The sequence below is a fragment of the Streptomyces sp. NBC_01294 genome, from assembly GCF_035917235.1.
GTDB lineage: Bacteria > Actinomycetota > Actinomycetes > Streptomycetales > Streptomycetaceae > Streptomyces > Streptomyces caledonius.
Genome location: NZ_CP108423.1, coordinates 2053907 through 2080890 on the forward strand (window position 1 = coordinate 2053907; position 26984 = coordinate 2080890).

Sequence of the window (26984 nt, forward strand, 5' to 3'; positions counted from 1 at the left end):
GACACGGCCCGGGCGAGCACGGCCCAAGCAGGCAGGCCCCAGACGGGCACGGCCCAAAGTGGGACGGCTCAAGCGGGCACGGACCGGGAGGCCACGGCCTACGAGGGCACGGCCCCGGCGGGCACGCCCCGGGAGGCAACGACCCGCGAGGCCACGGCTGCGGCAGGCACGGCCCGCGGCACAACCCAAGCTGGCCCCACCCAGGCGAGCACGGCCCGGGAGGGCACGCCCCGCGAGGGCACAGCTGCGGAGGGTACAGCCCGCGAGGGCACACCCCAACGGGGCGCGACCCCGGAGAGCACCCCCCGGGAAGGCACGCCCCGCGAGGCCGCAGCTCCGGAGGGCACAACCCGCGCCACAACCCAAGCTGGCCCCACCCAGACGGGCACGGCCCAGACGGGCACGGCCCAGACGGGCACGGCCCAGACGGGCACGGCCCAGACGGGCACGGCCCAGGCGGACACGCCCCAGGCGGACACGCCCCAGGCGGACACGCCCCAGGCGGGCACGCCCCACGAGGCCGCAACCCGCGCGGGCACAGCTCCGGAGGGCACGGCCCGCGGCACAACCCAAGCTGGCCCCACCCAGCAGAGCACAACCCGGGAAGGCACGCCCCGGGAGGCAACGACCCGAGAGGGCACAGCCCAACCGGGCAGGACCCAGGCGAGTACAGCCCAACCGGGCGCACCCCGAGAGCGCACAGCCCCGCAACGGTCGGACTCCCGGCCGCCCACCGCCGACGAGTCGATCCCGCCCGCGCCCGCCGGGGCGGAATCCGACCCATCCGCGCCCGCCGGCGCAGGTCGGCGGCTGTCCTGGCCACGTAGACGGTCCACCCCGTCCACACCCGCCGCCCCGGCATCCCATCCGACTACGCCCGTCGGCACCGAGTCTCACCCGCCTGCGTCCATCGACGCCGAGCCCGGCCCTTCCGCTCGCGCCAACACGGAGTCGACCCCGCCCGCCCCCGCAGGTCGGCGGCTGGCCTGGCTGCGTGGACGGGGCAACCCGTCCACACCCGCTGCCTCGGAGTCCCACCCGGGCGCGCCCGCCGACGCCGGGGCCGGCCCGGCCGGTCCCGCCGGCGCGGAGTCGGTCCCCTCCGCACCATCCGCCCGTTCAGCCGCTCGGGCGGACGGTGCGGAAGGCACCCCTCAAGCCGCGCCCACTGCCCGGAGCACCACCGGCGCCTCCCAGGCAGCACGAACACCGACCGTCGTACCGCCCGTCGCCCCGGCGCCGACGTCCCCGCCGCCCCGCGCACCGCAACCGCCCGCCACCGCCGCGCAACCCGCCACCCCAGCGGGAGCGCCCACAGCGTCACCGGCACCCGTGCGCCCCGCGAAGGCCGTCGCGCCGCGTCCGGTCGTCCGTCCCGCCGCGGTGAGCGACGACGTGGCCGGGGTGCCGTGCCCCGCCTGCGGCACGCCCAACCCGCCAGAGCGCCGCTTCTGCCGCCGCTGCGCCGCGCCGCTGACGCCCACCACCGCACCGGCTCCTCTGCCCTGGTGGCGGACGATCTGGCCGCTGCGCCGCCGCACCCGGGCGGGCTCGGGCCGGATGGTGCGCTTCCTGGTGATCCTGGCCGTGGTGCTGGCCCTGTGCGCGGGCGGCTTCCTGCTGCTGCCGGCCGGACGCCACCTGCTGGAGGACACCCGGGACAAGCTCGGCAAGGCCAAGGCGGTGACCCCGACCCGCATCGAGGCGAGCACCGAACTGCCCGGACACCCGGTGAGCCACAGCACGGACGGGCTCAGCAACCGCTACTGGGCCGTGCCCGGCCCCGGCGCCTCGGTGACGTACACCTTCGCCAAGCCGTTCCGCCTGGTCAACGTGATCATCACCAACGGCGCCTCGTCATCACCCGAGGAGTACGCGAAACAGGGACGGGCACTCCAGATCGGCATGGAGGTGACCGCACGGGACGGCCAAAAGATCCACAAAAAGTTCGCCCTGAGCGACAAGCCCGGACCACAGACATTCCCCACCGGCATCAGCGACGCCACGACGATCCGCCTCACCCTCGACGCACCCGCCGGACTGACCCCGGACCGCCATGTCGCCCTGGGCGAAGTGGAGTTCTTCCAGCGCAGCTGACGAAAAGGCGTGGTCGACCGAGAGGACGTCCGGGGCGAGGAACTGCGCCTCGCCCACGATCACGTAGTCCGCCCTGCCGCCCTTCGACAGCTGCGCGACCAGGTACGCGTACAGGTCCATGCCCTGCGGCGCCTCGACCGCCTCCGTCACCAGACCCAGGCGCGAGGACAGCTTGCCCTCCTCCTCCCCGGTCGTCACGGGTGAAGATCACGCCCTGCAGTCCCCGCGCATCGCGGTTGTGCGCGATCCGGAGCGGCAGGGTCCTCCTACTGGGCATCCACCAACTCGCGCCGGAGTCACGCGCGACCGAGGCGGCCAGCGTAGCGATCGGCGGCGGGCTCCACGGTGCGGAGCGCTGCCGCAGGTACCGTGCCGCCGCGCCCCGGGTCACACCGGACGGTCCTCGAAGTGGTGCACGACGATCCAGTAGTCGTCGTCCTCCTCGGTCAGGGCGCACAGTCGCCGGCCGTCCGGAGACATCGCGATGACCATGGAGCCGGCACCGGGTACGAGGGCGGCGGAGAGCGCGGTGTGCGCGGTGCGGCGCACGCGGACCCAGTCCCGATCGGCGCCCCGGACCAGGAAGCAGCCCTCGTCATCGATGACAGCAGCAGTCCGCGCGTGCTCCAGCCACAGCCGGTCGGCCTCCTCCGGCGCTCCCGAAGTCCTGCGAGGCACGGTGGCCACCGGCTTCACCTCGATGTTGACAACGACCTGGAAGGCCCGCGCGTACGAGGGCACCGCCTCACCGACGTCCCCGGCCACGACCTCCAGCCCGGCCTTCGCCGCTTCTCCGGTCCCGCTCATTCGTGGGGGCCCCTCTGATGCCTGGATCGTGTACGGATACAGCTCGATGTCCGGTGTCACAAACGTGGATCCGGGGTCGTGGAGTACGTCGCACTCCACCAGGACCGCCCGGCCCGCGGCGTTGGCGCGGGTGACCAGCCGCCCGCCCGCACCGTATGCGCACGGCAGCCCATGCGTCATCAGTGAAGGCGAAGGCGAAGTCGTTGCCGTGCCAGGCGTCACCTCTCAGCCGCCGGGCGACGTCGATGTCGTTCTGGAGCGCGCTGAGACGGGCAAACGGCTCGAGGGTGGCGTCCAGCACGCAGACGTGGAGCTTGTCGCCGGCGCGGGGCGGCGCCGCGTTCCCGTCCCACCAGGACGGGTGCTTCACCTGGCCCAGACCCTGCCCTCGCTCGGGCACGCCGAGGTAAGGATCATCGCGCACACGCCCGAAGCCGCCCGAGCAGTCGCGGAGGCGCTTCGCCACTGCTTCGCGGGCACGGAACAGCGCAGCTACCCCGCCCCCGACGGCGACACCCGCCTCCACCTCACCGTGGACACCGCGACACCCGCCGGCCCCGCCCGCTCGTGGCTGGCCGCCAGCAGGACCCCCGCCGGCAGCGGCGCCCACTCCGACGACTGCGGCGCGACCTCCACGTACCGGAACAGGACCTGGCCGCCGCCTGCACCTACCTCGCGGGCGAGGGCCTGATCACCGTCGACTGGGAACCGGGCAACACCCCCGCAATGGTCACCCTCACCCACGAGGGAATCCGGCGCATGGAGGCCGAGGAGGAAGAGCGCGGCCTAGATGCGGGCGAACTTCTCGGTCTGCTGGGCGAACTCCTGGGCCATGGCGGCGCTGACCGTGGGCTTGGTGTCGCCGATGGTGCCCAGGTAGTCGTCGGTCGTGGGGCGGGCCCGGGTCCCGGTGTCGAAGGTGCGCTCGAACTGGACCTGGGAGACGGTGCGCGCCACATGGGCGATGTCGGCGGGGGTGAACCCCTCGCTGGCGGACGCCAGCGCCGTGCTGTCGGCCTCCGCGCCCGCTCGGGCCAGGTAGCTCTCCCACAACGCGGTCCTGGCGCGGTGGTCGGGAGGTCCGATCGGCAGCACGTAGTCGAAGCGGCCGTGCCGAAGGAATGCGGAGTCGAGCGTGGTCACGTTGTTCGTGGCGCAGACGAGCAGCCGGCCGTCCTGGCCCCGGAACCGGACGATCGCCTTGAGCAGTTCGTTGACGACACCGACCGCGGTCGCGTCCGCACCGCTGCGTGTCCCGGCGATCTCCTCGACCTCGTCGATGAAGACCAGGACGTGGTCCAGCTGGGCGATCTCGTCGAAGCGCCGGTTCAGCCCGCTCGCCAGCCCGTATTCGGCGGCCAGACGGGCGGGGAACAGTTCGAGGAAGGGCCATCCCAGGCGGCTGGCGATCGCGTGCGCGAACGTGCTCTTCCCGGTCCCGGGCGGACCGAACAGCATCACCGCCCGCGGCGGCTCCACCCCGTGCTGGGCGGCCAGTCCCGGGTGGGCCAGCGGCAGGACCAGACGTCGCTCGATGAGCTGCTTCTCCCTCTGCATGCCCGCGACCTTCTGCCACAGTCCCCCGGGCGGCAGCTCCGCTCCGAGCGAGGAGAGCATGCCGACCGCCTGAGGAGTCACCCGCCCGCGCTTCTCGAAGAAGACCAGGCCCGGGCGGGCGCCGAAGTCGCAGTTGTGCAGGGCCGCGGCTCCGGTCCCGCCGTCGGGCAGGACCGCCTGCACCGTTCGGACTCCACCGGCGAACAGCCGGTCCTCAAGGGCTGTGATCAGGTTGCTGCCCAGGCCCTGGTGCCGCCAGGCGGGCGCCATGCAGATGCGCAGGATCCACGCCCTGTCACCCTCCACCCTGCTCACCGCGGCGCCGACCACCACCTCGTCCGCCGTGGCCACCACCGCCGGGTGCAGAGCCTGAAGGGCGGCCACGGCGTCCGAGAGCGGGAAGAGGGGTGGCTCCTCGGCCGCGCGGCTCTCCGCATCGACGCGGATCACCGCTTCGAGATCGTCCTGGGTGTAGTCCCTGACACGCCAACCCGTCATGATCAGCTCCGCGTGCTCGGCCGTACTCCCATCATCAGCCGATGCGCGGAGAACGCGCGCGATGGGAGCCGTACGTCCGATCAGCGCGGGCGACCCGGAACCCGGCGACCGAGCCGCAGCGCGTCGGGCAGCTCCTCGTCGGCGGGATCCGCCGGGTCCGGAATCTCGGCGCCGCCCTCCGGCCGGCCCGTGTCAACGGCCGGCCGGGCGCCGAGCGCTCCCGATTGCCGCGACGCGGATCGGAGTGACGCACACCATGCACAGGGTGCGAAACCCTGTGCTCAGGAAGCGGCGATCCGTACGCGGTGGCTGTCGTTGTCGGAGAGGAACGACGCCGTTGCCCGCCCCTGCTCGGCCACGGCGGTGCGGTCGGCTCGGGAGAGAAGGCCCAACGGGCTGACGATCACGGTGCCGTCCTCAACGGTCCAGGTCGCGGCGACCCGGCCGTCGACCAGGACGACGCGGGCGCCGGCGACCGACAGTCCGCGGTGGGCGTCGTCGATGATTCGGCTGCGGTCGTGGTAGCCGAGGATCGCGTTGTCGAACGCCGGCAGGAACCGGACCGGGGCGGGTGTGTCGGGGTCGGGGCGCGGTGCGCCGGGGAGGTCCAACAGTTCCCTGCCCCGCTCGTCCCGGAAGCTGACCAGCTCCTCGCGGATCGCGGCGACCGCGGCCGGCAGTCCGGCGAGGCCGCACCAGGCACGCAGGTCGGCCGAGGCGGCGGGGCCGAACGCGGCCAGATAGCGCCGCACCAGCGCCTGGCCCACCGGATCGGCGGCGTTGGGGGACGGAGAGTCGATCTCGCGACCCAGCCAGGACGAGAGCGGGACGTTGCGCACTCCCGCCCTGGTGCGCCAGAGCCCGCGCGGCGGCAGCTGCACCATCGGCACGAGGGCGGCGACCAGCATCTCCCCCAGAGCCCGTGGCCCCGGCGCCGGCCAGCGCTCGGCGAGCGCCCGCGCGAGCTCGGTCATCGAGCGCGGTTCGCCGTCGGCCATGATCGCCCGGCCCGCTGCGGCCAGCTCGTCGAGGTCAACCCCTTCGAGCTCGCGCCGGTAGGTTCCGAGGACCCGTTGGCGCAGCATGGTCTCGTGGCGGGCCCGCCAGGCCAGGGCGTCGTCGGCGGTGACGAGGTGGACGGTGCGGCGCATGAGATGGGTCCGCACCACGCCCCGCCGGACAAGCTGGTCCGAGAGTGCCGCCGGGTCGAACGCGCGTAGCCGCGACCAGAGCCCGACGAACGGTTCCTGCGGCTCCTGCGCCTGCAGACCGCCGAGGTGCGCGACGGCGTCGAGGACGGGAATGTCGGCGCGATCGAGCAGCAACTGCCGGGCGAGCGTCGCACGGCCCAGGGCCCGGGTGTCGAGAACGGTCATCGGGTCACCCCGGCGCGCTCGTCTGCCGATCGTCGGTGCAGTGCCGGGCGGGTGATGGCAGGCGGGGTGCTGGACACGTCGGCCGCGTCGACGAGGTTGATCCCTGAGTCCGGCACCCGGTGGATGATTCGGACGCAGTCATCGTGATCGGGATCGTCTGCCTGGCCGAACATCACGGTGCCCGGACAGTAGGGGTTGACCTGAATCCCGGTCCGCCCCAGCGCGCGCATCTTCACTGCCAGGTCCTTCTTCAGCATTCCGTAGAGGGGCGCCCACTGCGCAGGGCCCAGCGGCTGCAGGACGGCCGCGCCGTCGGCGAGCTTCTCCCAGAACGCGGTGACGTGACCACCACCACGTCCCCACCGAACACGGACTCGTGGAAGGTGAGTGCCGCGCGGGAGTCACCTCGGAAGTTCAGGTGAGTCACAGCGTTGACGGACATGATGGGCTCCTGGCTCTCGATGCGTTGTGTCTGGGCGACCCGGCTTGCCTGGCCCGGCCCGATGACCACAGTCGCAGGAGAAGCGGTCAGGTTCTGTCCGCTTCTCGGGGCAGTATGGGAGTCATGCAGAAGACCTCAGCGCGCCTGCTGTCGCTGCTCTCGCTGCTCCAGGCTCGGCGGCATTGGCCGGGAGGCCTGCTGGCCGAGCGGCTGGACATCAGCCCCCGCACCGTGCGCCGCGACGTCGACCGCCTGCGCGAGCTCGGCTATCCCGTCGTGGCCACCAAGGGCCCGGACGGCGGGTACCGGCTCGACGCCGGCGCGGAACTGCCCCCGCTCCTGTTCGACGACGAGCAGGCCGTCGCCCTCGCCGTCGCGCTCCAGGTCGCCGCCACCAGCGGCGCCGGCATCGAGGAAGCCGCGGGCCGTGCGCTGCACAGCGTCCGGCAGGTCATGCCCGCACGGCTGCGCCGCCGCATCGACACCCTCCAGGTCACCGTCGTCGAGCGGCCCTCGGTCCGGCCGCACCCACAGGTCGACGGCGGCGTGCTCATGGCGCTCAGCGCCGTCGTCCACGCCCGCGAGGTGCTGCGCTTCGACTACGCCCCCGCGTCCGCGCCGGTAGCCGCGGACCACGACGGCAACGCCGGTTCCCCTCCGCGCCGGGTGCAGCCCCACCACCTGGTCACCTGGGGCGGGCGCTGGTACCTCGTAGCCTGGGACCTCGACCGCGAGGACTGGCGCACCTTCCGCGCGGACCGGATCACCCCGCGCACCCCCTCGGGGCCCCGCTTCACCCCGCGTGAGCTGCCCGGCGGTGACGTGGCCGCCTTCGTGGCCGACAGGTTCCGGGGCGCCGACGGCTCGGCCGACTGGCCCTGCCGGGGCGAGGTGCTCCTCGACCTGCCGGCCGCAGCCGTGTCCCGCCACACCCCCGACGGACTGGTCGAGGAACTCGGGCCGAACCGCTGCCGGCTCGTCCTGGGCTCGTGGTCGTGGCCCGGCCTGGCCGCCACCATCGGCAGGTTCGACGCCGACATCGAGGTCGTCGGACCGGCCGAACTCAATGACGCCTTCGGGCACCTGGCCCGCCGCTACGCCAACGCCGCAACCGGCACACCCGCCACGCTGCCCCCGATTCAATGACCCGAGCGCTCGTCGGCCACGGTTCGGGGCGGATGGGCTCCTCGGGGAGATACGCCAGCCGCTGGTAGGACTTGAACCGTACGACCCGACCAGGCAGCGCACGCACCTCGCTCGGTCCGGAGCCGGCCAGCGGTACGGCAGGCCGACCCGTGCCGTCCATCAGGGTTTCGCGCCGCGCGGCACGACCATGTCGGTCATTCGGGCGGCACCCGGTTCGAGAGACGACCAAGGCCCCGGCACGCGCAGGACCGCGATCGCGGACGTCGGGAACTTCGTACGGGTCTGCTCCAGCGCGTAGCCGTCCGCCTCACCGGCAAGCAGCAGAATCAGCTCCTGCACGCCCGGGTTGTGCCCGATCAGCATCAGCGTCCGCACGTGCGCGGGAACCTCCCGTACGACGCCGAGCAACTCCCCGGCTGTCGCGCGGTAGATGCGCGCGTCGTGGATCACGGGTGTGGTGGCGCCGAACTCGGCCGCGACGAGGTCCCACGTCTGGCGGGTGCGGTGGGCGGAGGAACACACGACGAGGTCGGGAACGCAGCCGGCCTCGCGCAGCCAGCGGCCGGCTTCGGGTGCGTCACGGCGGCCGCGCGGGGCGAGCGGCCGCTCGGAGTCGGGCACCTCCGGCCAGGCGGACTTGGCGTGCCGCAGGACGACCAGGCGCCGGGAGTCATCCGACGTCATGGCGTCGCCTGGTGCTGGTGGCCGACCTCGCGCGCGAGGTCCAGCCCGAGGACGCGGTCGAGGAAGGCGAACGTCTCGAACTTGGCGCCGGCCGGCACGTCGGCGCGCGTCGCCATGCCGACCAGCATGCCCAGGACAGCGGGGACGCCGAGATCATCGGCGAGCGCTGCATGAGCCTGTCGCAGCACGTCGGCAGGGATCGGCCTGGACGGCTCCTGCGCCCAGTCGGCCACCTGCTGCCGCCAACGCCCCAGCGTCCGCCGGGCCTCGTCGAGCGCGGCGCTGGTGACCGTGACCGGCGTGCTGTGTGCGTGGCCGAGCAACAGCAGCCGCACCGCCAGCGGATCGGTCCCCGCTGGGGCGAACGCGTTCAGGAGGCCCGGGGCGAGGAGGTGGTCACGGCCCGGGACGCCTCCGTCCGGGGGTGCTGGGCTGACCTGTCCCACGTCGATCCAGACCGCGCCGGCGGCGTCCTGTCCGGGGGTGCCGTGAGCGAGCACGTGCACCTCGGCAGCGGCGCAAAGCGTCTCGGTCAGATCATGTCCACCGACGGTGGCGGGTGGGTGGATGCCGAGATCGGACATGGCGCGATCGAGCGCCTGGGATTGCCCATCCGGCAGTTCCGGTGTGATGAGGACCGTCTGGGACTCCAGGCCATGCAGCTCCGCGGTGCGCGCCAGCACGTCGCCGACCAGGGGCGTCCGTACGTGCACCGCCCCGATCTCGGTGTCGATGACCGGCAGGTGGACGCAGATGCGCAGCAGATGGCGGTGTGCGGAAGGAATCTCCACGGAGCGGCCGGTGCGGGTGTCGGCGATACGCAGCATGATGTGGAGGCTAGTCGTGGAAACCTCCGGCACCGGGGAGGACCTGACCAGGACGCCGACGTTGTGGAACACCGCGCGTCGCACGATCGCGGGGCCGGCGCCCTTTCAGCCCCCAGGAAGCCGGTCGGCGGGCAGGAGCCCAGGGGGCACCAGGACCGAGGTGGACGGTCAGGCGTGGTTGACCGGGAGGACGTCCGGGGAAAGGGCGCCCGCGTGGGCCGCGGCCGAGGTCATGAGCTTGCGGTGGTGGCGGCGGCAGAGGACCTCGTAGCCGATCTCCTCCGCCGGGCGGTTCACGTCGCCGACGAAGACCTGGGCGCCCTCGACCACCATCGCCCCGCCCACCGTACGGGCGTTGTGCGTGGCCCGGGCGCCGCACCAGCACAGTGCCTCGACCTGGAGCTGCTCCAAGCGGTCCGCCAGCTCGATCAGACGCTGCGAGCCCGGGAAGAGCTTCGTGCGGAAGTCCGTGGTGATCCCGAAGGCGAACACGTCCAGCCCGAGGTCGTCCACGATCCGGGCCAGCTGGTCGATCTGCTCCGGGGCGAGGAACTGCGCCTCGTCCACGATCACGTAGTCCGCCCTGCCGCCCTTCGACAGCTGCGCGACCAGGTACGCGTACAGGTCCATGCCCTCCGGCGCCTCGACCGCCTCCGTCACCAGGCCCAGGCGCGAGGACAGCTTGCCCTCGCCCGCCCGGTCGTCACGGGTGAAGATCACGCCCTGGAGTCCCCGCGCATCGCGGTTGTGCGCGATCTGGAGCGCCAGGGTGCTCTTTCCGCAGTCCATCGTTCCGGAGAAGAACACCAGCTCGGGCATGGGGAGTACGGGACCTTTCGGGTCGTGCGGTAGGTGGGGGTAGGTGGGTGGTCGAGGGCGGCGGCGGGTGGCCGGCGCGGTCAGGTGCGGATTTCGAGCAGCGGGACCAGCTGCTCCGCCGCCGTCATCGAGCCGTGCATGCCGACGAGCGCGGACTCGTTCGGCTCGTTGCGCGAGGCGGTGATCGCGACATCGGCCTGGGCGGCCGCGACCACGTCGCCGATCCGCCCGAGCACCCGCTCGTCGCACTCCCCCGGCACACCGAACCAGCCCAGTTCCAGGGCTTCTTCGCGGCTCGCGACCCAGAACCGGTCGCCGAGCACCTCGCGCCACACGGTCAGCACGTCGTTCTGCGCGCCCGGCACCGCGTACACGTGCCGGGCCCGGCCCTCGCCGCCCAGCAGGGCCACGCCGGCGCCCAGCTCCCAGTCCTCGTCGAAGTCGATCCGGGAGTCCTCGTCGAAGGGGACGTCGACCATGCCGTGGTCCGCGGTCACGTACAGCGCGGTGCGCGGCGGCAGCTGCTCGGCGATCCGCTGGACGAGCCGGTCGACCAGCATCAGCTGGCCTCGCCAGGCGTCGGAGTCCACGCCGTGGCGGTGGCCGGCGCCGTCGAGCTCGCTGAAGTACGTGTACACGAGCGAGCGGTCGCCCGCCGCGAGCTGGATGGCCGCGAGGTCCATCCGCTCCTCGCCGGTCATCCGCCCGTGGAAGGTGCCACCGCTCAGCGCGACCTTGGTGAGCGGGGTGGTCTGGAAAGCGGGCGAGGACACCTGGGCGGTCGCCACACCGGCCTTGTCGGCCTGCTGGAAGACCGTCGGGTACGGCTGCCAGGGCTTCGGCGGGGTCCACGGGTGCCAGCGGAGCTGGTTCATCAGCTCGCCGCTGGCCGGGTTGCGCACGGCGTAGCCGGGCAGGCCGTGGCGGGCGGGCGGCAGGCCGGTGCCGACGGAGGCCAGCGAGGTGGCGGTGGTCGCGGGGAAGCCCGCGGTGATCGGGCGGCCGGTGCCGCCGCGCGAGCTGCCGAGGAGGGAGGTGAGGTACGGGGCCTCGTCCGGGTGGTCCTTGATCTGTTCCCAGCCCATGCCGTCGACCAGGAACACGCAGTTCCGGTCGGCCGGGGTCAGCTCGGCGATGGCGGCGGTGAAGCCGGGGACGCCCTGGCCGGCCACGAGCGTGGGCAGCAGGTCGGCGAGCGAACCGGTGCCGTACTCCGGGACGGGGGCGCCGGCCAGGTCCAGCAGCTCCGGCTCGGCCCAGTTCTGCGCCGCGGAGTAGGCCATCAGCGGGTGGGGGCCGACGTGGCGGCCGTGGCTTCGCTGAGCGCCTGTGCGAAGACCAGGGTCTGGCGCACGGCCTCCGGGCCGTCGCCGGCCTCGCTGACCCGCAGGCTGAGGTCGTCGGCGGTGGAGTTGCCGGTGTAGCCGTGGTCGGAGTCACAGTTCGGGTCGCCGCAGGCGGCCGGCTCCAGGTCGATCCTCGAGACCGCGCCCCAGCCGATGGTCAGGACGACCTCGCGGGGCAGGGTGCCGGGGGTGTAGGACTCCGGGTTGGCGACGACGCGGCTCAGCACCACGGAGGAGATGCTGGACAGCTTGACCGACTCGGTGGAGGTGGTCGCGTACGGGGACGGGGACCCGGCGTCGGCGGCCTGCTCGTCGGTGTGGCTGACGATGAAACGGTTGCCGGTCAGGACCAGCACGGTGACGTGGCGGCGCACCTCGTTGGAGTCGAAGGTCGTCTCCTGGTGGACCAGGTACGACGAAATCGGCTCGCCGCCCACCGCGGCCTCCACCGCCTCGGCCACGAGGGCCGGGTAGTAGCCGCTGCGCTCGATCGCCGTGCGCAGCCCCTGGGTCGTCGTACCGGATTTCGCCATGAGGTCCATCCTAAGGCCCCTCCGGTGCCCTCAGACCGCGCCGGACCCGGTCAGTAACTGGGGAGGGTCCGCGGGCCGAGATCGTCGCGGGCGGGCGGGTGGGCGACGCGGACGGTGGCGCTGAGCACGGACAGGCCTTCGGCCGCGACCACCACGGGCTCCAGGGTGACCCCGACCACCTCGGGGTGGTCGTCGACGAGGCGCGAGAGCCGCAGGAGCAGCTCCTCCAGGGCCGGGGTGTCCACGGGGTCGCTGCCGCGCCAGCCGAAGAGGAGGGGGGCCGCCCGGATGGACCGGATCAGTCCGGCGGCGTCGCGGTCGGTGGCGGGCACGAGCCGGTGGGCGGTGTCCCCGAGCAGCTCTGAGGCGACGCCGGCCAGCCCGAAGGAGAGGACGGCTCCCGCCGCGGGGTCGATCACGGAGCGGACCACGGTGTCGACGCCGCGCGGCACCATGGCCTGCACCACCGGCTGGAGCTCCGCCGGCTTGCCCAGCAGCTCGGTGATCTCCTCGTACGAGCGCCTGAGCTCGGCTTCGCTCGTGAGGTCGAGGCGTACGCCGCCCAGGTCTGCGCGGTGGCGCAGGTGCGGGGCGGTGGTCTTCAGGGCGACCGGGTAGCCCAGGATCCCGGCGGCCCGGACCGCCGCGTCGGCACTCGGCGCGGGCAGGGTGGACAGGACGCGGATCCCGTACCGCGCGAGCAGCTCGCGGGCGTCCCAGTCGGTCAGGGTCAGCACGGCCCCGCCGTCGACGTCCGCCAGCAGCCCGGCCAGCTGGGCGGCGGTCCCGGCCTCGTCTATGTCCTCGTACTCGGGGACCTGCCCGACCTCGGCGAGTCCCCGCCGCCACTGCCCGTACCGGACGGCTTCGGCGAGGGCCCGTACGGCCCGCTCGGCGGCGGGGTAACTGGGGATCCGGCCCGATCCGGCCCGCCCGGGGTTCGAGGGGACGGGCGCGGCCGCGGGCGCGGGGCGTGCGTACGGGCTCCGGGGCAAAGCCCCCGCGGGGTGGGGCTCCGTGTGCGGTACGGCGGGAAGGGGCGGGGCGGGGGACGTGCTCCGCGCGGCGGAAAGGGCTTCGACGAGTTCGCCGAGCTCCACGTGCACCACGGCCACGGGCTTGCCCGGAATCTCGGCGACGGCCTCCCGCAGCGCGCCGGCGAGGTCGTCGGCCAGCGCGTGTTCGCTGACCCACGGAATGGCCGTGACCACCACCGCGTCGCAGTCGTCGGAGGCGAGCGCGGCGGCGAGGGCGGCGCGGAAGTCCTCGGGCGAGGCGGCCGTCGTCAGGTCCAGCGGCGGCAGCGGCCGCAGGCCCTGGGTCAGGCAGGCGTCGTAGGTGAGGACGCCGAGGGACTCGGAGTTGCCGAGGATCGCGATCCGGGGCCCGGCGGGCAGCGGCTGCGCGGCCAGCAGGAGGCCGACGTCCACCAATTCGGTGACCGTGTCGACGCGGATGACGCCGGCTTGCCGCAGCAGGGCGGAGACGGTGGCCTCCGGCAGCCTGGTGTCGGGGACGACGAGCCCGGCCGGGGTGTGGCGGCCGCCCTTGGCGACGACCACCGGCTTCACGGCTGCGGTGCGCCGGGCGAGGCGGCTGAACTTCCGCGGGTTGCCCAGGGTTTCGAGGTACATCAGGGCGACGTCGGTCGTCTCGTCGTCGTACCAGTACTGGAGGATGTCGTTGCCCGAGACGTCGGCCCGGTTCCCCGCGGAGATGAAGGAGGACAGTCCTTCGCCGCGCCGGAGCAGTGCGGAGAGCAGGGCGATCCCGATCGCCCCGGACTGCGTGAACAGGCCGATCCGGCCGCGCGTCGGCATCGGCGCGGGGGTCAGCGAGGCGTTGAGCTCCACCTCCGGCGCGGTGTTGATCACCCCGTAGGCGTTGGGTCCGATCAGCCGCATGCCGTACGAGCGCACCTGCCGCACCAGTTCGCGCTGGCGGGCGAGGCCGGCCGGGCCGCTGTCCCCGTATCCGGCGGACAGGACGACGAGGCCCTGCACCCCGTGCTCGCCGCAGGCGGCCACGGCCTCGGGGACGCGGTCGGCCGGAACCGCGATCACCGCAAGGTCGACCGGGGCGCCGATGGCCTCGACGGTGCGGTAGGCGCGCACGCCGTCGAGCAGGTCGCGCGTGACGGCCTCGTTGACGGCGTAGAGGTGGCCGTGGAAGCCGCTGTCCCGCAGGTTGCGCAGCGCGGCCGCGCCCACGCCCGCACCGGAGCGACTGACTCCGACGACGGCCACCGAGCCGGGGGCCAGCAGCCGCTGCACCGAGCGGGCCTCGGCCCGCTGTTCGCGGGCGCGCTGCACGGCGAGGGACTCGGCGGTGGGTTCGAGGTCGAGGGTGAGGTGGACGGAGCCGTCCTCGAAGCTGCGCTTCTGCTGGTAGCCGACGTCCGTGAACACCTTGATCATCTTGGTGTTGGCGGGCAGCACCTCGGCGGCGAACCGGCGGATGCCGCGCTCCCGGGCCACCGCGCCGATGTGTTCGAGGAGTGCGGAGGCGACGCCGCGGCCCTGGTGGGCGTCCTGGACGAGGAAGGCGACCTCGGCCTCGTCGGCGGGCGCGGAGGCGGGGCGGCCGTCGGGGCCGATGCGGTCGAAGCGGACGGTGCCGATGAACTCCCCGCCGATGGTCGCCGCGAGGCCGACCCGGTCCACGAAGTCGTGGTGCGTGAAGCGGCGCACGTCGCGGTCGGAGAGCCGGGGATAGGGGGCGAAGAAGCGGTAGTACTTCGACTCGTCCGAGACCTGCTCGTAGAAGCTGACGAGCCGGCCCGCGTCCTCGGTGGTGATGGGCCTGATCCGGGCGGTGCCGCCGTCGCGGAGGACGACATCGGCTTCCCAGTGGGCCGGGTAGGAGGGGTCCGACTCGATGGTCATGGGCCTACCTTACGGCCGGATCGGCCCGGACAGCGCTCGCGCGGCGCATTAGGCAAGACCTGACAAATCAGTGCAAGCTGGGGAAGGCCGAGCGGCCGAAAATCCGGGCCGGAGGCCGGTCGGAGCATTCCGGGCGTCGTGAGAGACTGGTCTAGACAACCGTAAGAACCTGAAGGGCATCACCATGGCAGAGCGCCGCGTCAACGTCGGTTGGGCCGAGGGCCTGCACGCTCGTCCCGCCTCGATCTTCGTCCGTGCGACGACCGCTTCCGGCGTCCCGGTGACCATCGCGAAGTCCGGCGGCGACCCCGTCAACGCCGCCTCCATGCTGGCGGTTCTGGGCCTGGGCGCCCAGGGCGGCGAGGAGATCGTCCTCGCCTCCGAGGCCGAGGGTGCGGAGGCCGCGCTGGACCGCCTCGCGAAGCTGGTCGCCGAGGGTCTCGAGGAGCTCCCCGAGACCGTCTGACCCTTCGGGTTCGACCCACGCAGGATGAGCGGCGAAGCCGCGGCCCCCGACGCCCCGGGGGCCGCGGCTTCGCCGTTCCGGCGCCGGGCCCGGCCGGCGCGCTCTGCCACGCGGCGCGACGGGCGCCGGGGAAACCACCCGCCCATCCTGAGGGCCGGCCCCGGGCCGTCGGCTCCGCCGCGTGGCCCGCCGGGGCAGACCTCACCGCCCGCCCGAAGAGCCGGGCCCCGGCCGCCGCGCCCCGCCACGCGAAGCGACGGCCGCCCGGGGCGGGCCTCCTCACCCGCCCCGGACGGTTCCCGCGCCCGCAAGGAGCCGGCCCACCCGACCGCCCAGGGGGCCGGGAACCCGGCCGCTGCGGGAAGGCTGCTCCGGACCCCTCCGGACCCCTCCGGATCCCGTCCGGCCTGACGGTGCGTAAGCCGGCGCAGCCCCCGCCCCCGCCGGGCGGCGGGCCGAGAGCGCCCGGCCCCGCAGATACGGGCCCGCCGATGCAGGCGATCCGATGCAGGCGGGCCCGCCTGCGGAATCGAACCCTCGCGGGACCGGACCTCGGGAAATCCTGCTCGGCAGAGAAATCGCCCCTGCCCCGCTCCGCAGGAATTCTGCACGGCGAATTCACCCGGTTTGAAATCCACCCGGCCGCCGCGCAGCGAATTCCCGCGCATCCCGCCTTTGTATACGGCGTCTGTTAATGCCGGCCGCTCGACATGTTTACGGCAGGTTGCGAAGTGCTCACCGCCGGGCGGAGCCGCGGCCGGTGCGCCCCCGCCGTCCGGTCGGCGTGCACCGCGGTCAGCGTCCGCGCCCGCTCGGCGTCCCCGCGCGCCACCGCGTCCACGATCGCGCCGTGCTCGGCCCAGCACTCCACGGGCCGGGCCGGCGCCTCCACCACGTACATCCACGCGATCTTGTGCCGCATCTGCGTCAGCATCGCGATCAGCCCGGGGCTGGCGGACGCCTGCGCGAGCGTCTCGTGGAACCAGCCGCCCAGGGACCGCAGATCCTCCCCCTGGCCCCGCCTGGCCCGCTCCTGCCCCAGCCTGACCAGCCCGCGCAGCACCTTGAGGTGTGCCTCGGTGCGACGCCGGGCCGCCCGGGCGGCCGCCAGCGGCTCCAGGAGCATCCGTACCTCCAGGAGGTCCGCGGCCTCCTGCTCGGTCGGCTCGGCCACGCAGGCCCCCGCATGGCGGCGCGTGGTCACGAACCCCTCGGACTCCAGGGTCCGCAGCGCCTCGCGGACCGGGACGCGCGAGACTCCGTACCGGCGGGCCAGCACCTCCTCGGTCAGCCGACTGCCCGGTTCGAACACCCCGGAGACGATGTCGTCGCGGATTGCTGTGCATACCGCGTGCGCAGGAATACGCAAGACCGAACCTCCGCCTATTTCCGACTGCCAGTCTCCTTGCACGCACATGCGTGCGCTGCGACTCTATTGCAACACACGATAATTTCCGAGAGCGGCCGGAAATACGAAACATTTGCACGGGGACGCAACACGGGACGCAACACGGGACGCAACACGGGACGCAACACGGGACGCAACACGAAGACCCCGGCTCGGGGAGCCGGGGTCTTCGGTGAAGCGGTGCGGGACGGGGTCAGAGGCTGACGCCGTGCGAGCGCAGGTAGGCGATCGGGTCGATGTCCGAGCCGTACTGCGAGCCCGTGCGGGCCTCGAAGTGCAGGTGCGGGCCGCTGGAGTTGCCCGTGGAGCCCGACAGGCCGATCTGCTGGCCCGGGGTGACCTGCTGGCCGACGGAGACGCTCAGCGAGGACATGTGCCCGTACTGGGTGTACGTACCGTCGTTGTGCTTGATGACGACGTTGTTGCCGTACGCGCCACCCCAGCCGGCCTCGACGACGGTGCCGACGCCCACGGCGTGGACCGACGTGCCGGAGGCGGCGTGGAAGTCGATGCCCGTGTGGCTGCCGGAGGACCACATGCCGCCGCCCGCCTTGTACTGGGTGCTGACGTACGAGGCGTCGAGCGGCGAGACGAAGGTGTTGAGGCGCTTGCGCTCCTCCTCGCGGGCCGCACGCTCGGCGGCGTCGCGCTCGGCCTTCGCCTTGGCCTCGGCGAGGCGCTTGGACTCGGCGGCCTTCTGCTTGGCCTCGGCCTCGGCCTGCGCCTTGGCGGCGGCCTGGTCGGCCACGCGCTCCTGGGACTCGGCCTGCTCGGCGAGGTCGCCCGCGAGGTCCTCGGCGACGACCACGGCACCCAGCCCGTTCTCCGGGGCGGAGCTGCTGTGGTTGTCCGCGGCGAAGGCCGGGGCGGCGAGGGAGCCGACGACACCCGTGGTGGCGATCGCGGCTATACCGGCGTAACCGGCGGTCTTGCGGCTCAGACGGCTGGAACCACGGTGCTTACCGGAGCCAGCGGGACGACTGCCAAACGCCATGAAGGGTTTGATCCTTTCCTTCCTTCTCGCCTACCGGGTTAGCTGACGGGTTCGGAGCAGGAAGGTCTCCTACGGGCCTCCTCTTGCGAGGGGGTCCGATTCACCCCAGGGACTCATGTGGGTCCCCGGCTCCCCAGGCTCGCGCCTGACGGGGACTCGGCGATCGCTGCCCGGTGCCGCGGGTGCGGCGGGCACAACTGACGGACAGCACGGCCGACGCTAGGCGGATCATCAGTCAATCGCCAAACAGACACGCCTTTTTGTTGCGTACGCCACACCACATAAAAGCAACCTCACCACTAAACGGACAAAAGGGGCTCCGGCGGACAAGCCGCCAGAGCCCCTTACACATACCCGTCAAATGGTCGTCAGTTGACGGTCATCCGGCCGTCAGTTGGCGACGACGGTCACGTCACCGATCCCGAGCGCCCGCACCGGCTCCTCGATCAGCGCCGCGTCGCCCACCAGGACCGTCACCAGCCGGTCCGCGGGGAAGGCCTTCACGACCGCCGAAGTGGCCTCCACCGTGCCGGTTTCGGCGAGCTGCGCGTACAACTGCGCCTGGTAGTCGTCCGGCAGTTCCTGCTCGACCTGGTCGGCGAGCGTGCCGGCGACCGAGGCCGCCGTCTCGAACTTCAGCGGGGCCACGCCCACCAAGTTCTGCACGGCCACGTCGCGTTCGGCATCGGTCAGACCGCCCTCCGCGAGGGTGCGCAGCACCTTCCAGAGGTCGTCCAGCGCCGGCCCCGTGTTGGGGGTGTCCACCGAGCCGCTGATGGCGAGCATCGAGGCGCCCTTGCCGTCCGCGGTGGAGCGCATCACCTGGCCGAAGGCGCGCACGCCGTAGGTGTACCCCTTCTCCTCGCGCAGCACCTTGTCCAGGCGCGAGGTGAGGGTGCCGCCCAGGCAGTACGTGCCCAGCACCTGGGCCGCCCAGACCCGGTCGTGGCGGTCCGCCCCGATCCGGCCGATCAGCAGCTGCGTCTGGACCGCTCCGGGCCGGTCCACGATGACCACGCGGCCCGTGTCGTCGGCGGTCACCGGCGGCACGGGGAGCGCCTCGGCGGTGTTGCCCGTCCAGGTGCCCAGGGTGTCCGCCAGCACGGCGTCCAGGTCGATGCCGGTCAGGTCCCCGACGACCACCGCGGTGGCCGTGGCGGGGCGTACGTGGGCCTCGTAGAAGGCGCGTACGGCGGCGGAGTCGATCCGGACGACCGTCTCCTCGGTGCCCTGGCGCGGCCGGGACATGCGCAGGGAGGCCGGGAAGAGCTCCTTGGAGAGCTGCTTGGCGGCGCGGCGCTGCGGGTTGGCCAGCTCGTGCGGGATCTCGTCGAGCCGGTTGCGCACCAGCCGGTCGACCTCGGAGTCGGCGAACGCCGGGGCGCGCAGCGCCTCGGCGAGCAGGCCCAGCGCCTTGGGCAGCCGGGAGGCCGGGACCTCCAGGGAGACCCGGATGCCCGGGTGGTCGGCGTGCGCGTCGAGGGTGGCGCCGCAGCGCTCCAGCTCGGCCGCGAACTCCTCGGCGGAGTGCTTGTCGGTGCCCTCGGAGAGCGCGCGCGCCATGATGGTCGCCACACCGTCCAGGCCCTCGGGCTCCGCGTCGAGCGGGGCGGCGAGGTTGACCTCGACCGCGATCACCTGCTGGCCCGGCCGGTGGCAGCGCAGCAGGGTCAGCCCGTTGGACAGCTCCCCACGGTCGGGGGCCGGGAAGGCCCACGGCTGCGGCTCGCCGGCCTGCGGACGCGGGTGGAAGGTCATCGTGACGGCTGCGGTGTCGCTCACTGCTCCGCCCCCTCGTTCTCGTCGTCCTGGTTGGGCTCATCGCCCTCGTCTGCGGCAATGGGCTCGTAGACGAGCACCGCGCGGTTGTCCGGGCGCAGTCGGGCCGCGGCCACGGCCTGCACCTCCTCGGCGGTGACGTCGAGGACGCGCCGGACGGCGGTCAGCGCCAGCTGCGGGTCGCCGAACAGCACCGCGAAGCGGCACAGTTCGTCGGCGCGCCCGGCCACCGTGCTCAGCCGGTCCAGCCATTCGCGCTCCAGCTGCGCCTGGGCGCGCTCCATCTCCTCGGCCGTCGGGCCCTCGGCGGCGAACCGCGCGAGCTCCTCGTCCACGGCCGCCTCGATGGCGGGGATCTCGACCCCGCTGGAGGTCTTGACGTCCAGCCAGCCCAGCGAGGGCGCCCCGGCCAGCCGCAGCATGCCGAAGCCGGCCGCGACGGCCGTCTGGTCGCGGCGGACGAGGCGGTTGTGCAGCAGCGAGGACTCGCCGCCGCCCAGGATGGTCAGCGCCACGTCGGCGGCGTCGCACTCGCGGGTGCCGTCGTGCGGCAGCCGGTAGGCGGCCATCAGCGCACGCGCCGGGACGTCCTCGACGATCTCCTCGCGCAGCTGCTCGCCGATGACGTCGGGCAGCGAGCCGTCGCGGGGCGGCTGCTTGCCGTCGTGCGCGGGGATGGTGCCGAAGTACTGCTCGACCCAGGCGAGGGTCTGCTCGGGGTCGATGTCCCCGACGACCGACAGCACCGCGTTGTTGGGCGCGTAGTACGTGCGGAAGAAGGTGCGCGCGTCCTCCAGGGAGGCGGCGTCCAGATCGGCCATGGAACCGATCGGGGTGTGGTGGTACGGGTGGCCCTCGGGATACGCCAGGGCGGTCAGCTTCTCGAACGCCGTGCCGTACGGGACGTTGTCGTACCGCTGGCGGCGCTCGTTCTTGACGACGTCGCGCTGGTTCTCCATGGACTCGTCGTCCAGGGCTGCCAGCAGGGACCCCATCCGGTCCGCCTCCAGCCAGAGCGCGAGCTCCAGCTGGTGGGTCGGCATCGTCTCGAAGTAGTTGGTGCGCTCGAAACTGGTGGTGCCGTTGAGGGAGCCGCCGGCGCCCTGGACCAGTTCGAAGTGCCCGTTGCCCGGTACGCTCGCCGATCCCTGGAACATCAGGTGCTCGAAGAGGTGAGCCAGGCCGGTACGCCCCTTGACTTCGTGGCGCGAGCCGACGTCGTACCAGAGGCAGACCGCGGCGACCGGGGTCAGGTGGTCCTCGGAGAGCACCACGCGCAGGCCGTTGGCCAGCCGGTGCTCGGTCGCTGTCAGGCCGCCGGAGCCGGCCTGGGCTGTGGCCGTGTGACCCATGGGCATGTGGTCCCTTCGATCGCGATGCAGAGATTTCTGTCAGACCTGCCACTGTATGCAAGCGCGTCGGCTGCCGGATAAGTTCCCGGGTCACGCCCCTGGACTCCGTCCGGGGGGACCCCCGGGGTCGGAGTCGGCGTTGTCGGTGCCTCGGGCCACAATGGTCCGCGGCATACCCCGCCGGACACCCACTCGACCCAGCCAGACCCAGCCAGACTCAGCCAGACACCCAGCACATCCCATTCTTGGTTAAGGAGCCGCGCAGCGATGGCCCGCCGCAGCACGAAGACCCCGCCGCCGGAGGATTTCGAGGAGAAGATCCTCGACATCGACGTCGTCGACGAAATGCAGGGCTCCTTCCTCGAGTACGCGTACTCGGTGATCTACTCCCGCGCCCTGCCCGACGCCCGGGACGGCATGAAGCCGGTGCACCGCCGCATCGTCTACCAGATGAACGAGATGGGGCTGCGCCCCGACCGCGGCTACGTGAAGTGCGCCCGTGTCGTCGGCGAGGTCATGGGCAAGCTCCACCCGCACGGCGACGCGTCGATCTACGACGCCCTCGTGCGCATGGCCCAGCCCTTCTCGATGCGGCTGCCGCTGGTCGACGGCCACGGCAACTTCGGCTCGCTCGGCAACGACGACCCGCCGGCCGCGATGCGTTACACCGAGTGCAAGATGGCCGACGCCACCTCGCTGATGACGGAGTCGATCGACGAGGACACCGTCGACTTCACCGCCAACTACGACGGCCAGGAGCGGGAGCCGGTCGCGCTGCCCGCCGCGTACCCGAACCTGCTGGTCAACGGCGCGTCCGGGATCGCGGTCGGCATGGCCACCAACATGCCCCCGCACAACCTCGGCGAGGTCATCGCGGCCGCCCGCCATCTGATCCGCCACCCGCAGGCGGACCTGGAGGCGCTGATGCGCTTCGTCCCGGGTCCCGACCTGCCCACGGGCGGCCGGATCGTCGGGCTCTCGGGCATCAAGGACGCCTACGAGAACGGCCGCGGCACCTTCAAGATCCGCGCGACGGTGGCGGTGGAGGACGTGACGCCGCGCCGCAAGGGCCTGGTCGTCACCGAACTGCCCTTCACGGTCGGTCCCGAGAAGGTCATCGCGAAGATCAAGGACCTGGTCGGGTCGAAGAAGCTCCAGGGCATCGCCGACGTCAAGGACCTCACCGACCGCTCGCACGGCCTGCGCCTGGTCATCGAGATCAAGAACGGCTTCCACCCCGAGGCCGTGCTGGAGCAGCTCTACAAGCTGACGCCGATGGAGGAGTCCTTCGGCATCAACAACGTGGCGCTGGTGGACGGACAGCCGCTGACGCTGGGCCTCAAGGAACTGCTGGAGGTCTACCTCGACCACCGCTTCGAGGTCGTCCGGCGGCGCAGCGAGTTCCGCCGCACCAAGCGCCGCGACCGGCTGCACCTCGTCGAGGGCCTGCTGGTGGCCCTCATCGACATCGACGAGGTCATCCGGCTCATCCGGGACAGCGACAACTCCGCACAGGCCAAGGCCCGGCTGATCGAGCGGTTCTCGCTGAGCGAGATCCAGACCCAGTACATCCTGGACACCCCGCTGCGCCGCCTCACCAGGTTCGACCGGATCGAGCTGGAGTCCGAGCGCGACCGGCTGACCGGCGAGATCGACGAGCTGACCGGGATCCTGGAGTCCGACACCGAGCTGCGCAAGCTGGTCTCCACGGAACTGGCGGCGGTCGCGAAGAAGTTCGGCACCGAGCGCCGTACGGTCCTGCTGGAGTCGGCGGGCACCGCGGTGGCGGCGGTCCCGCTGGAGGTCGCGGACGACCCCTGCCGGGTGCTGCTGTCCTCGACGGGCCTGCTGGCCCGCACGGCGAACGGCGACCCGCTGCCGGAGGAGGAGGGCCGCGCCCGCGCCAAGCACGACCTGATCGTCTCGCAGGTCGCGGCGACCGCCCGGGCGGACGTCGGCGCGGTCACCTCGTACGGGCGGCTGCTGCGGCTGTCGGTGATCGACCTGCCGCAGCTGCCGGACACCCACGCCGCGCCGAACCTGGCGGGCGGCGCCCCGGTCTCGGAGTTCCTCTCCGGTCTGGAGGCGGACGAGAAGGTGATCTGCCTGATCTCGCTGGACGAGTCCTCGCAGGGCCTGGCGCTGGGCACCGAGCAGGGCGTGGTCAAGCGCGTCGTGCCGGACTACCCGGCCAACAAGGACGAGCTCGAGGTCATCACCCTCAAGGAGGGTGACCGGATCGTCGGCGCGGTCGAGCTGCGCACGGGCGAGGAGGACCTGGTCTTCATCACCGACGACGCCCAGCTGCTGCGCTACCCGGCGGCCCAGGTACGCCCGCAGGGCCGCCCGGCGGGCGGTATGGCGGGCATCAAGCTCGCCGACAACGCGAAGGTGATCCACTTCTCGGCGGTGGATCCCGGCCGGGAGGCCCTGGTCTTCACGGTGGCGGGCTCGCACGGGACGCTGGACGACTCGGTGACGTCCGGGAAGCTGACCCCCTTCGACCAGTACCCGCGCAAGGGACGGGCCACCGGCGGCGTGCGCTGCCAGCGGTTCCTGAAGGGCGAGGACGTGCTGGTGCTGGCCTGGGCGGGCGGTTCCCCCGTCCGCGCGGCGGCGGCGAACGGCACCCCGGCCGAACTGCCGGCGGTGGACCCGCGCCGGGACGGCTCGGGGGCGGCGCTGCCCGCGACCGTCGCGGCGCTGGCGGGCGCCGCGCTGTAGGACGTACGCGGCCGTTCGGGTGGTACGTCAGGGGGACGTACCACCCGAATGGCGACTAGTGTTTTCCCTCTTGGCACGGTGGGGGGAGAACGCAGCTGATGAGCCGTCGAGCGGGCAGCGGACTGATCGGGAACTGGGCAGAGGCGCAGCGCCGGCAGCAACAGACCCAGCAGGTCCAGCAGCGGGAGGCCGAGCGCCGTCAGCGCGACCACGAACGGGACGCGAACCGGAGCCACCGGCAGTACCGCGAGGCCGAGGCCCTACGGCGTACCGCGCAGCTCGACGCCGAGGTCGACGCCCTCAAGGGCCTGTTGGCCGCGGGCTGCCGGGCACCGGCGTTCCGCATATCCGCCCTGGCCCGGCCCGACCGGCTGCAGCCCTTCGACCCCGGGGCTCTCGCGCACCCGGTGCCGATGCCCCGCATCGAGGACTTCCAGCAGCAGAGCCGGGGCTGGACGCTCGGCTCGAACCACCGGGCGCAGGCGGAGCGGGAGGCGCACGCCCGGTACACCCAGGCCTGGCAGGCCGCGAACGCGGCGGAGGCGCAGCGCCGGCAGCAACTGGACGCGTACCGCCAGCAGTACGACCGGTGGGCAGCGGAGCAGCTCGCCGGGATGCAGGCACACAACGGCGGACTCACCGAGCTGGCCGACGCACTGCGCGCGGGCGACGCCGACGCGGCGGTGGAGTACTTCTCGGCCGCCCTGTACGCCTCGACGGCCTGGCCCGAGGCACTGCCGAGGCAGTTGGCGGCCGCGTACGATCCCGCCGCGCGCCAGCTGGTGCTGGACTGGGAACTGCCCGGGTACGCGGTGGTACCGGAGGCCCGGGCGGTGCAGTACCTGCCGAGCACCGACCAGGACAAGGTGAAGCCCCGCCCGGTCACGGAACGACGTGCGCTGTACCGGGACCTGCTGGCTCAGTGCCTGTTGCTGGTGGTGCGCGAGCTGTACGCGGCCGACGAGTTCGGCGTACTGGACTCGGTCGTGGTCAACGGCTTCGTGGACTGCCACGATCCGGTGACGGGTCAGGAGGCACGGTTCGTGCTCGCCACGGTGCCTGCGGCGCGCAGCGCATTCGCCGGACTGCGGCTGGAGCAGGTCAGCGCGGTGGACTGTCTGGTCTCGGGGTTGGGCGGGCAGCTGTCGGCGCGGCCCGACCTGCTGACGGCGGTACGCCCCGGGCGCCGGCCCGACGAGGTCGGCGGAGGTGTCGTCAGCCACGGCGGGCACGCGGGCGACGCGGACGAGGACGAGCCGGATCTCTTCGTGATGGACCCGATCGCCTTCGAGAACCTGGTCGCCGAGCTGTTCCGGGCGATGGGCATGGAGGCGGTGACGACGCAGCGGTCGGGCGACGGCGGGGTGGACGTGGAGGCGGTGGACCCGGCGCCGATCCGGGGCGGGCGGATCGTGGTGCAGGTCAAGCGCTACCGGAACACGGTGCCGCCGACGGCCGTGCGTGATCTGTACGGCACGGTCCAGGACAAGGGGGCGAACAAGGGGGTGCTGGTCACCACCGCGTCCTTCGGGCCGGGGTCGTACACCTTTGCCAACGGCAAGCCGCTGGAGTTGGTTCCCGGAACGGACCTGGTCGATCTGCTCCGCCAGTACGGGCTTCGCGGCCGGCTCGGCGGCGCCGCCGCGGCCCCGGCGCGGCAGGCACCCGAGCCCGTTCCCGCGGCGGACCACAACGTGCTCGGCATGTCCTGGTCGGGTTCGGTCGCCCTGGACGTCTGCGCCCTCGTCTGCACGGGCAACCGGGTGCTGAGCGAGGACCACTTCGTCTTCTTCAACAACACGCGGACCCCGGACGGTTCGGTACGGTCCCGCGAGCACGCGGCGCCCGACAAGGCGGCGTTGGAGGTCTCCTTCGACGCCCTGCCCACGTCCGCCGACCGCCTGGTCCTCGTGGCCGCGATCGATCCGGAGGTGGATCCCCACGCCGACCTCGCCGGGTTCACCGACGCCCACATCCGGCTGTTGTCCGCCGGCGGCGAGGAACTCGGCCGGCTGGACGTCTCCGACGGGCGCCCCGCCGAGACCGCCCTGGTCCTCGGCTCGTTCCGGCGCCGCTCCAACGGGGACTGGGACTTCGTGATCGGCGGCAAGGGCTACCGCGGCGGCCTGGAGGCCCTGCTGAGCGAGTACGGCGTCGAGGTCGCTTAGGCGGGGTCGGCTTCGGGCGTCTCGCCCTCGGCTTCTGCGGGCCGGGCCACGTAGCGCAGGACGCCCCACATGCTCTCGGGGCGGGCCTCGTGGGGGGCCGGTTCGCGGCAGGCCTCCAGTTCGCGCACCAGACCCGGGCCGTCGGTGCCGGCGCCGATCAGGACCAGCTGCGTCAGGCGGGGTTCGCCCTTGCCCCAGGGGCGCGGGGCGAAGCGGAGGAAGCGGCCGACCGCGTGGACCTCGTACTTCTCCTCGTGGCCGGTGACCCCGAACCACACGAAGCCCTTGATCCGGTAGAGCCCTGCCGGGCGGCGGTCGAGGAAGTCGATGAACCGGCGCGGGGACAGGGCCTGTTCGGAGGCGAACTCCGTGCTCTCGTACGCGGCGTGCGCGTGGGTGCAGTGGTCGTGGCCGTCGGCCTCAGCGAGGAGGTCCTCGAAGGAGAGCTGCCCCCGCGTCTCGGTCCAGGGCCTGCGGTCGAAGAGCAGTTCCGGGTCGATCCGCCCGTGGTCGGCGCCCACGACCGGGGTGCCGGGGGCGCAGAGCCCGGCGAGTTCGCACTCGATCCGGGCCCGCTCGGCCGCGTCCACCCGGTCGGTCTTGTTGAGCACGACCAGGTCCGCGACGGCGAGGTGGCGGTCGGTCTCCGGGTGCCTGGCGCGGGTCGCGTCAAATTCGGCCGCGTCCACGACCTCCACCATCCCGCCGTACCGGATGGCGGGGTTCTCGCTGGCCATGAGCATGCGGATCATCTCCTGGGGCTCGGCCAGCCCGCTCGCCTCGATGACGATCACATCGATCCTGTGGGCGGGAGCGGAGAGCTTTTCCAGGTACGCGTCCAGCTCGCTGCCGTCGACGGCGCAGCACAGGCAGCCGCCGCCGAGGGAGACCATCGAGTCCCCGACCTGGCCGGCCACCGACATCGCGTCGATCTCGATCGACCCGAAGTCGTTGACGACGACCCCGATCCGGGTGCCTCCGCGGCCGGCGAGGAGGTGGTTCAGCACGGTGGTCTTCCCGGATCCGAGGAATCCGGCGAGGACGACGACGGGGATGGGCTGCCTGCTGTTCACCGG

At 72.7% G+C, this 26984-nt stretch carries 21 protein-coding genes, 2 pseudogenes and 1 riboswitch; of the genes and pseudogenes, 6 read left to right on the top strand and 17 right to left on the bottom strand.

The genetic code is table 11. From position 1 onward, the window contains the following. Nucleotides 1–1332: 1332 nt before the first annotated feature. Complete coding sequence (locus OG534_RS09100) at nucleotides 1333–2097, top strand: NADase-type glycan-binding domain-containing protein (protein ID WP_326587583.1); 765 nt, start codon at nucleotides 1333–1335, stop codon at nucleotides 2095–2097. A 27-nt stretch (nucleotides 2098–2124) separates the two neighbouring features. Here the strand turns inward: OG534_RS09100 and OG534_RS09105 are convergent. Further along, nucleotides 2125–2374: pseudogene (locus tag OG534_RS09105) on the bottom strand (thymidine kinase); the annotation flags it as partial. Between the two features lie 110 nt (nucleotides 2375–2484). Then, nucleotides 2485–3084, bottom strand: a complete 600-nt coding sequence (locus OG534_RS09110; protein ID WP_326587584.1) for a hypothetical protein — start codon at nucleotides 3082–3084, stop codon at nucleotides 2485–2487. A 190-nt stretch (nucleotides 3085–3274) separates the two neighbouring features. Between OG534_RS09110 and OG534_RS09115 the strand changes: the two genes are divergently transcribed. Then, entirely contained in the window at nucleotides 3275–3595 is a 321-nt protein-coding gene (locus OG534_RS09115) for a hypothetical protein (RefSeq protein WP_442807222.1), read from the top strand. A 95-nt stretch (nucleotides 3596–3690) separates the two neighbouring features. On the opposite strand, the gene OG534_RS09120 is transcribed toward OG534_RS09115, so the two are convergent. The 4 genes and pseudogenes from OG534_RS09120 to OG534_RS09135 form a co-directional block, all read right to left on the bottom strand. After that, entirely contained in the window at nucleotides 3691–4959 is a 1269-nt protein-coding gene (locus tag OG534_RS09120) for an ATP-binding protein (protein WP_326587585.1), read from the bottom strand. A gap of 281 nt (nucleotides 4960–5240) precedes the next feature. Beyond that, a complete protein-coding gene (locus OG534_RS09125; protein ID WP_326587586.1) occupies nucleotides 5241–6335 on the bottom strand; it encodes a winged helix DNA-binding domain-containing protein in 1095 nt (364 codons plus the stop codon). Continuing rightward, on the bottom strand, nucleotides 6332–6592 hold the full coding sequence (locus OG534_RS09130; protein WP_326594042.1) for a hypothetical protein: 261 nt from the start codon (nucleotides 6590–6592) through the stop codon (nucleotides 6332–6334). The genes OG534_RS09125 and OG534_RS09130 overlap by 4 nt, the downstream gene beginning before the upstream one ends. Beyond that, nucleotides 6584–6777, bottom strand: a pseudogene (locus OG534_RS09135) (VOC family protein); the annotation flags it as partial. The pseudogene OG534_RS09135 and the gene OG534_RS09130, both read right to left, overlap by 9 nt. A 123-nt stretch (nucleotides 6778–6900) precedes the next feature. Between OG534_RS09135 and OG534_RS09140 the strand changes: the two are divergent. Continuing rightward, nucleotides 6901–7923: a helix-turn-helix transcriptional regulator gene (locus OG534_RS09140; protein ID WP_326587587.1), complete on the top strand. Its 1023-nt coding sequence runs from the start codon at nucleotides 6901–6903 to the stop codon at nucleotides 7921–7923. A 159-nt stretch (nucleotides 7924–8082) separates the two neighbouring features. On the opposite strand, the gene OG534_RS09145 is transcribed toward OG534_RS09140, so the two are convergent. The 6 genes from OG534_RS09145 to OG534_RS09170 form a co-directional block, all read right to left on the bottom strand. Then, nucleotides 8083–8607 (bottom strand): SixA phosphatase family protein, encoded by a 525-nt coding sequence (locus OG534_RS09145; RefSeq protein WP_326587588.1) that lies wholly within the window; start codon nucleotides 8605–8607, stop codon nucleotides 8083–8085. Continuing rightward, entirely contained in the window at nucleotides 8604–9434 is an 831-nt protein-coding gene (locus OG534_RS09150) for a hypothetical protein (RefSeq protein WP_326587589.1), read from the bottom strand. The genes OG534_RS09145 and OG534_RS09150 overlap by 4 nt, the downstream gene beginning before the upstream one ends. Before the next feature lie 168 nt (nucleotides 9435–9602). Next, a complete protein-coding gene (locus OG534_RS09155; protein WP_326587590.1) occupies nucleotides 9603–10253 on the bottom strand; it encodes a thymidine kinase in 651 nt (216 codons plus the stop codon). An 80-nt stretch (nucleotides 10254–10333) separates the two neighbouring features. Continuing rightward, nucleotides 10334–11536: an alkaline phosphatase family protein gene (locus OG534_RS09160; RefSeq protein ID WP_326587591.1), complete on the bottom strand. Its 1203-nt coding sequence runs from the start codon at nucleotides 11534–11536 to the stop codon at nucleotides 10334–10336. After that, on the bottom strand, nucleotides 11536–12132 hold the full coding sequence (locus OG534_RS09165) for a DUF5998 family protein (protein ID WP_326587592.1): 597 nt from the start codon (nucleotides 12130–12132) through the stop codon (nucleotides 11536–11538). The genes OG534_RS09160 and OG534_RS09165 overlap by 1 nt, the downstream gene beginning before the upstream one ends. Nucleotides 12133–12182: 50 nt before the next feature. Continuing rightward, nucleotides 12183–15017 (bottom strand): bifunctional acetate--CoA ligase family protein/GNAT family N-acetyltransferase, encoded by a 2835-nt coding sequence (locus OG534_RS09170; RefSeq protein ID WP_326587593.1) that lies wholly within the window; start codon nucleotides 15015–15017, stop codon nucleotides 12183–12185. A 184-nt stretch (nucleotides 15018–15201) separates the two neighbouring features. On the opposite strand from OG534_RS09170, the gene OG534_RS09175 reads away from it, so the two are divergent. Then, complete coding sequence (locus tag OG534_RS09175; RefSeq protein WP_030026990.1) at nucleotides 15202–15483, top strand: HPr family phosphocarrier protein; 282 nt, start codon at nucleotides 15202–15204, stop codon at nucleotides 15481–15483. Between the two features lie 691 nt (nucleotides 15484–16174). Here the strand turns inward: OG534_RS09175 and OG534_RS09180 are convergent. The 4 genes from OG534_RS09180 to OG534_RS09195 all read right to left on the bottom strand — a co-directional run bounded on the left by OG534_RS09180 (nucleotide 16175) and on the right by OG534_RS09195 (nucleotide 21016). Then, nucleotides 16175–16852 carry a GntR family transcriptional regulator gene (locus tag OG534_RS09180; RefSeq protein ID WP_326587594.1) on the bottom strand — a complete coding sequence of 226 codons (678 nt, stop codon included), beginning with the start codon at nucleotides 16850–16852 and terminating at the stop codon, nucleotides 16175–16177. A 232-nt stretch (nucleotides 16853–17084) separates the two neighbouring features. After that, complete coding sequence (locus OG534_RS09185; protein WP_326587595.1) at nucleotides 17085–17885, bottom strand: M23 family metallopeptidase; 801 nt, start codon at nucleotides 17883–17885, stop codon at nucleotides 17085–17087. Between the two features lie 13 nt (nucleotides 17886–17898). Then, a riboswitch (cyclic di-AMP (ydaO/yuaA leader) is annotated at nucleotides 17899–18057 on the bottom strand. A gap of 218 nt (nucleotides 18058–18275) precedes the next feature. Beyond that, nucleotides 18276–19643 (bottom strand): M16 family metallopeptidase, encoded by a 1368-nt coding sequence (locus OG534_RS09190; protein ID WP_326593533.1) that lies wholly within the window; start codon nucleotides 19641–19643, stop codon nucleotides 18276–18278. 20 nt (nucleotides 19644–19663) lie between these two features. Continuing rightward, on the bottom strand, nucleotides 19664–21016 hold the full coding sequence (locus OG534_RS09195) for a M16 family metallopeptidase (protein ID WP_326587596.1): 1353 nt from the start codon (nucleotides 21014–21016) through the stop codon (nucleotides 19664–19666). 267 nt (nucleotides 21017–21283) lie between these two features. Here OG534_RS09195 and OG534_RS09200 point away from each other — a divergent pair, with 267 nt between their 5' ends. Both OG534_RS09200 and OG534_RS09205 read left to right on the top strand, forming a co-directional pair. After that, nucleotides 21284–23740 carry a DNA gyrase/topoisomerase IV subunit A gene (locus OG534_RS09200; protein ID WP_326587597.1) on the top strand — a complete coding sequence of 819 codons (2457 nt, stop codon included), beginning with the start codon at nucleotides 21284–21286 and terminating at the stop codon, nucleotides 23738–23740. Nucleotides 23741–23838: 98 nt separating this feature from the next. After that, complete coding sequence (locus OG534_RS09205) at nucleotides 23839–25908, top strand: restriction endonuclease (RefSeq protein ID WP_326587598.1); 2070 nt, start codon at nucleotides 23839–23841, stop codon at nucleotides 25906–25908. On the opposite strand, the gene OG534_RS09210 is transcribed toward OG534_RS09205, so the two are convergent. Further along, nucleotides 25905–26981 carry a CobW family GTP-binding protein gene (locus tag OG534_RS09210; protein ID WP_326587599.1) on the bottom strand — a complete coding sequence of 359 codons (1077 nt, stop codon included), beginning with the start codon at nucleotides 26979–26981 and terminating at the stop codon, nucleotides 25905–25907. The genes OG534_RS09205 and OG534_RS09210 overlap by 4 nt on opposite strands. Between the last annotated feature and the right edge of the window lie 3 nt (nucleotides 26982–26984).

Bases quoted from the DNA above. Each gene is read 5' to 3' on its own strand.
- OG534_RS09170 (WP_326587593.1), bottom strand. From the start codon at position 15,017: ATGACCATCGAGTCGGACCCCTCCTACCCGGCCCACTGGGAAGCCGAT.
- OG534_RS09130 (WP_326594042.1), bottom strand. From the start codon at position 6,592: ATGCTGAAGAAGGACCTGGCAGTGAAGATGCGCGCGCTGGGGCGGACC.
- OG534_RS09185 (WP_326587595.1), bottom strand. From the start codon at position 17,885: ATGGCGTTTGGCAGTCGTCCCGCTGGCTCCGGTAAGCACCGTGGTTCC.
- OG534_RS09140 (WP_326587587.1), top strand. From the start codon at position 6,901: ATGCAGAAGACCTCAGCGCGCCTGCTGTCGCTGCTCTCGCTGCTCCAG.
- OG534_RS09150 (WP_326587589.1), bottom strand. From the start codon at position 9,434: ATGCTGCGTATCGCCGACACCCGCACCGGCCGCTCCGTGGAGATTCCT.
- OG534_RS09195 (WP_326587596.1), bottom strand. From the start codon at position 21,016: ATGGGTCACACGGCCACAGCCCAGGCCGGCTCCGGCGGCCTGACAGCG.
- OG534_RS09205 (WP_326587598.1), top strand. From the start codon at position 23,839: ATGAGCCGTCGAGCGGGCAGCGGACTGATCGGGAACTGGGCAGAGGCG.
- OG534_RS09165 (WP_326587592.1), bottom strand. From the start codon at position 12,132: ATGGCGAAATCCGGTACGACGACCCAGGGGCTGCGCACGGCGATCGAG.
- OG534_RS09155 (WP_326587590.1), bottom strand. From the start codon at position 10,253: ATGCCCGAGCTGGTGTTCTTCTCCGGAACGATGGACTGCGGAAAGAGC.
- OG534_RS09110 (WP_326587584.1), bottom strand. From the start codon at position 3,084: ATGACGCATGGGCTGCCGTGCGCATACGGTGCGGGCGGGCGGCTGGTC.
- OG534_RS09125 (WP_326587586.1), bottom strand. From the start codon at position 6,335: ATGACCGTTCTCGACACCCGGGCCCTGGGCCGTGCGACGCTCGCCCGG.
- OG534_RS09200 (WP_326587597.1), top strand. From the start codon at position 21,284: ATGGCCCGCCGCAGCACGAAGACCCCGCCGCCGGAGGATTTCGAGGAG.
- OG534_RS09120 (WP_326587585.1), bottom strand. From the start codon at position 4,959: ATGACGGGTTGGCGTGTCAGGGACTACACCCAGGACGATCTCGAAGCG.
- OG534_RS09175 (WP_030026990.1), top strand. From the start codon at position 15,202: ATGGCAGAGCGCCGCGTCAACGTCGGTTGGGCCGAGGGCCTGCACGCT.
- OG534_RS09160 (WP_326587591.1), bottom strand. From the start codon at position 11,536: ATGGCCTACTCCGCGGCGCAGAACTGGGCCGAGCCGGAGCTGCTGGAC.
- OG534_RS09145 (WP_326587588.1), bottom strand. From the start codon at position 8,607: ATGACGTCGGATGACTCCCGGCGCCTGGTCGTCCTGCGGCACGCCAAG.
- OG534_RS09190 (WP_326593533.1), bottom strand. From the start codon at position 19,643: ATGACCTTCCACCCGCGTCCGCAGGCCGGCGAGCCGCAGCCGTGGGCC.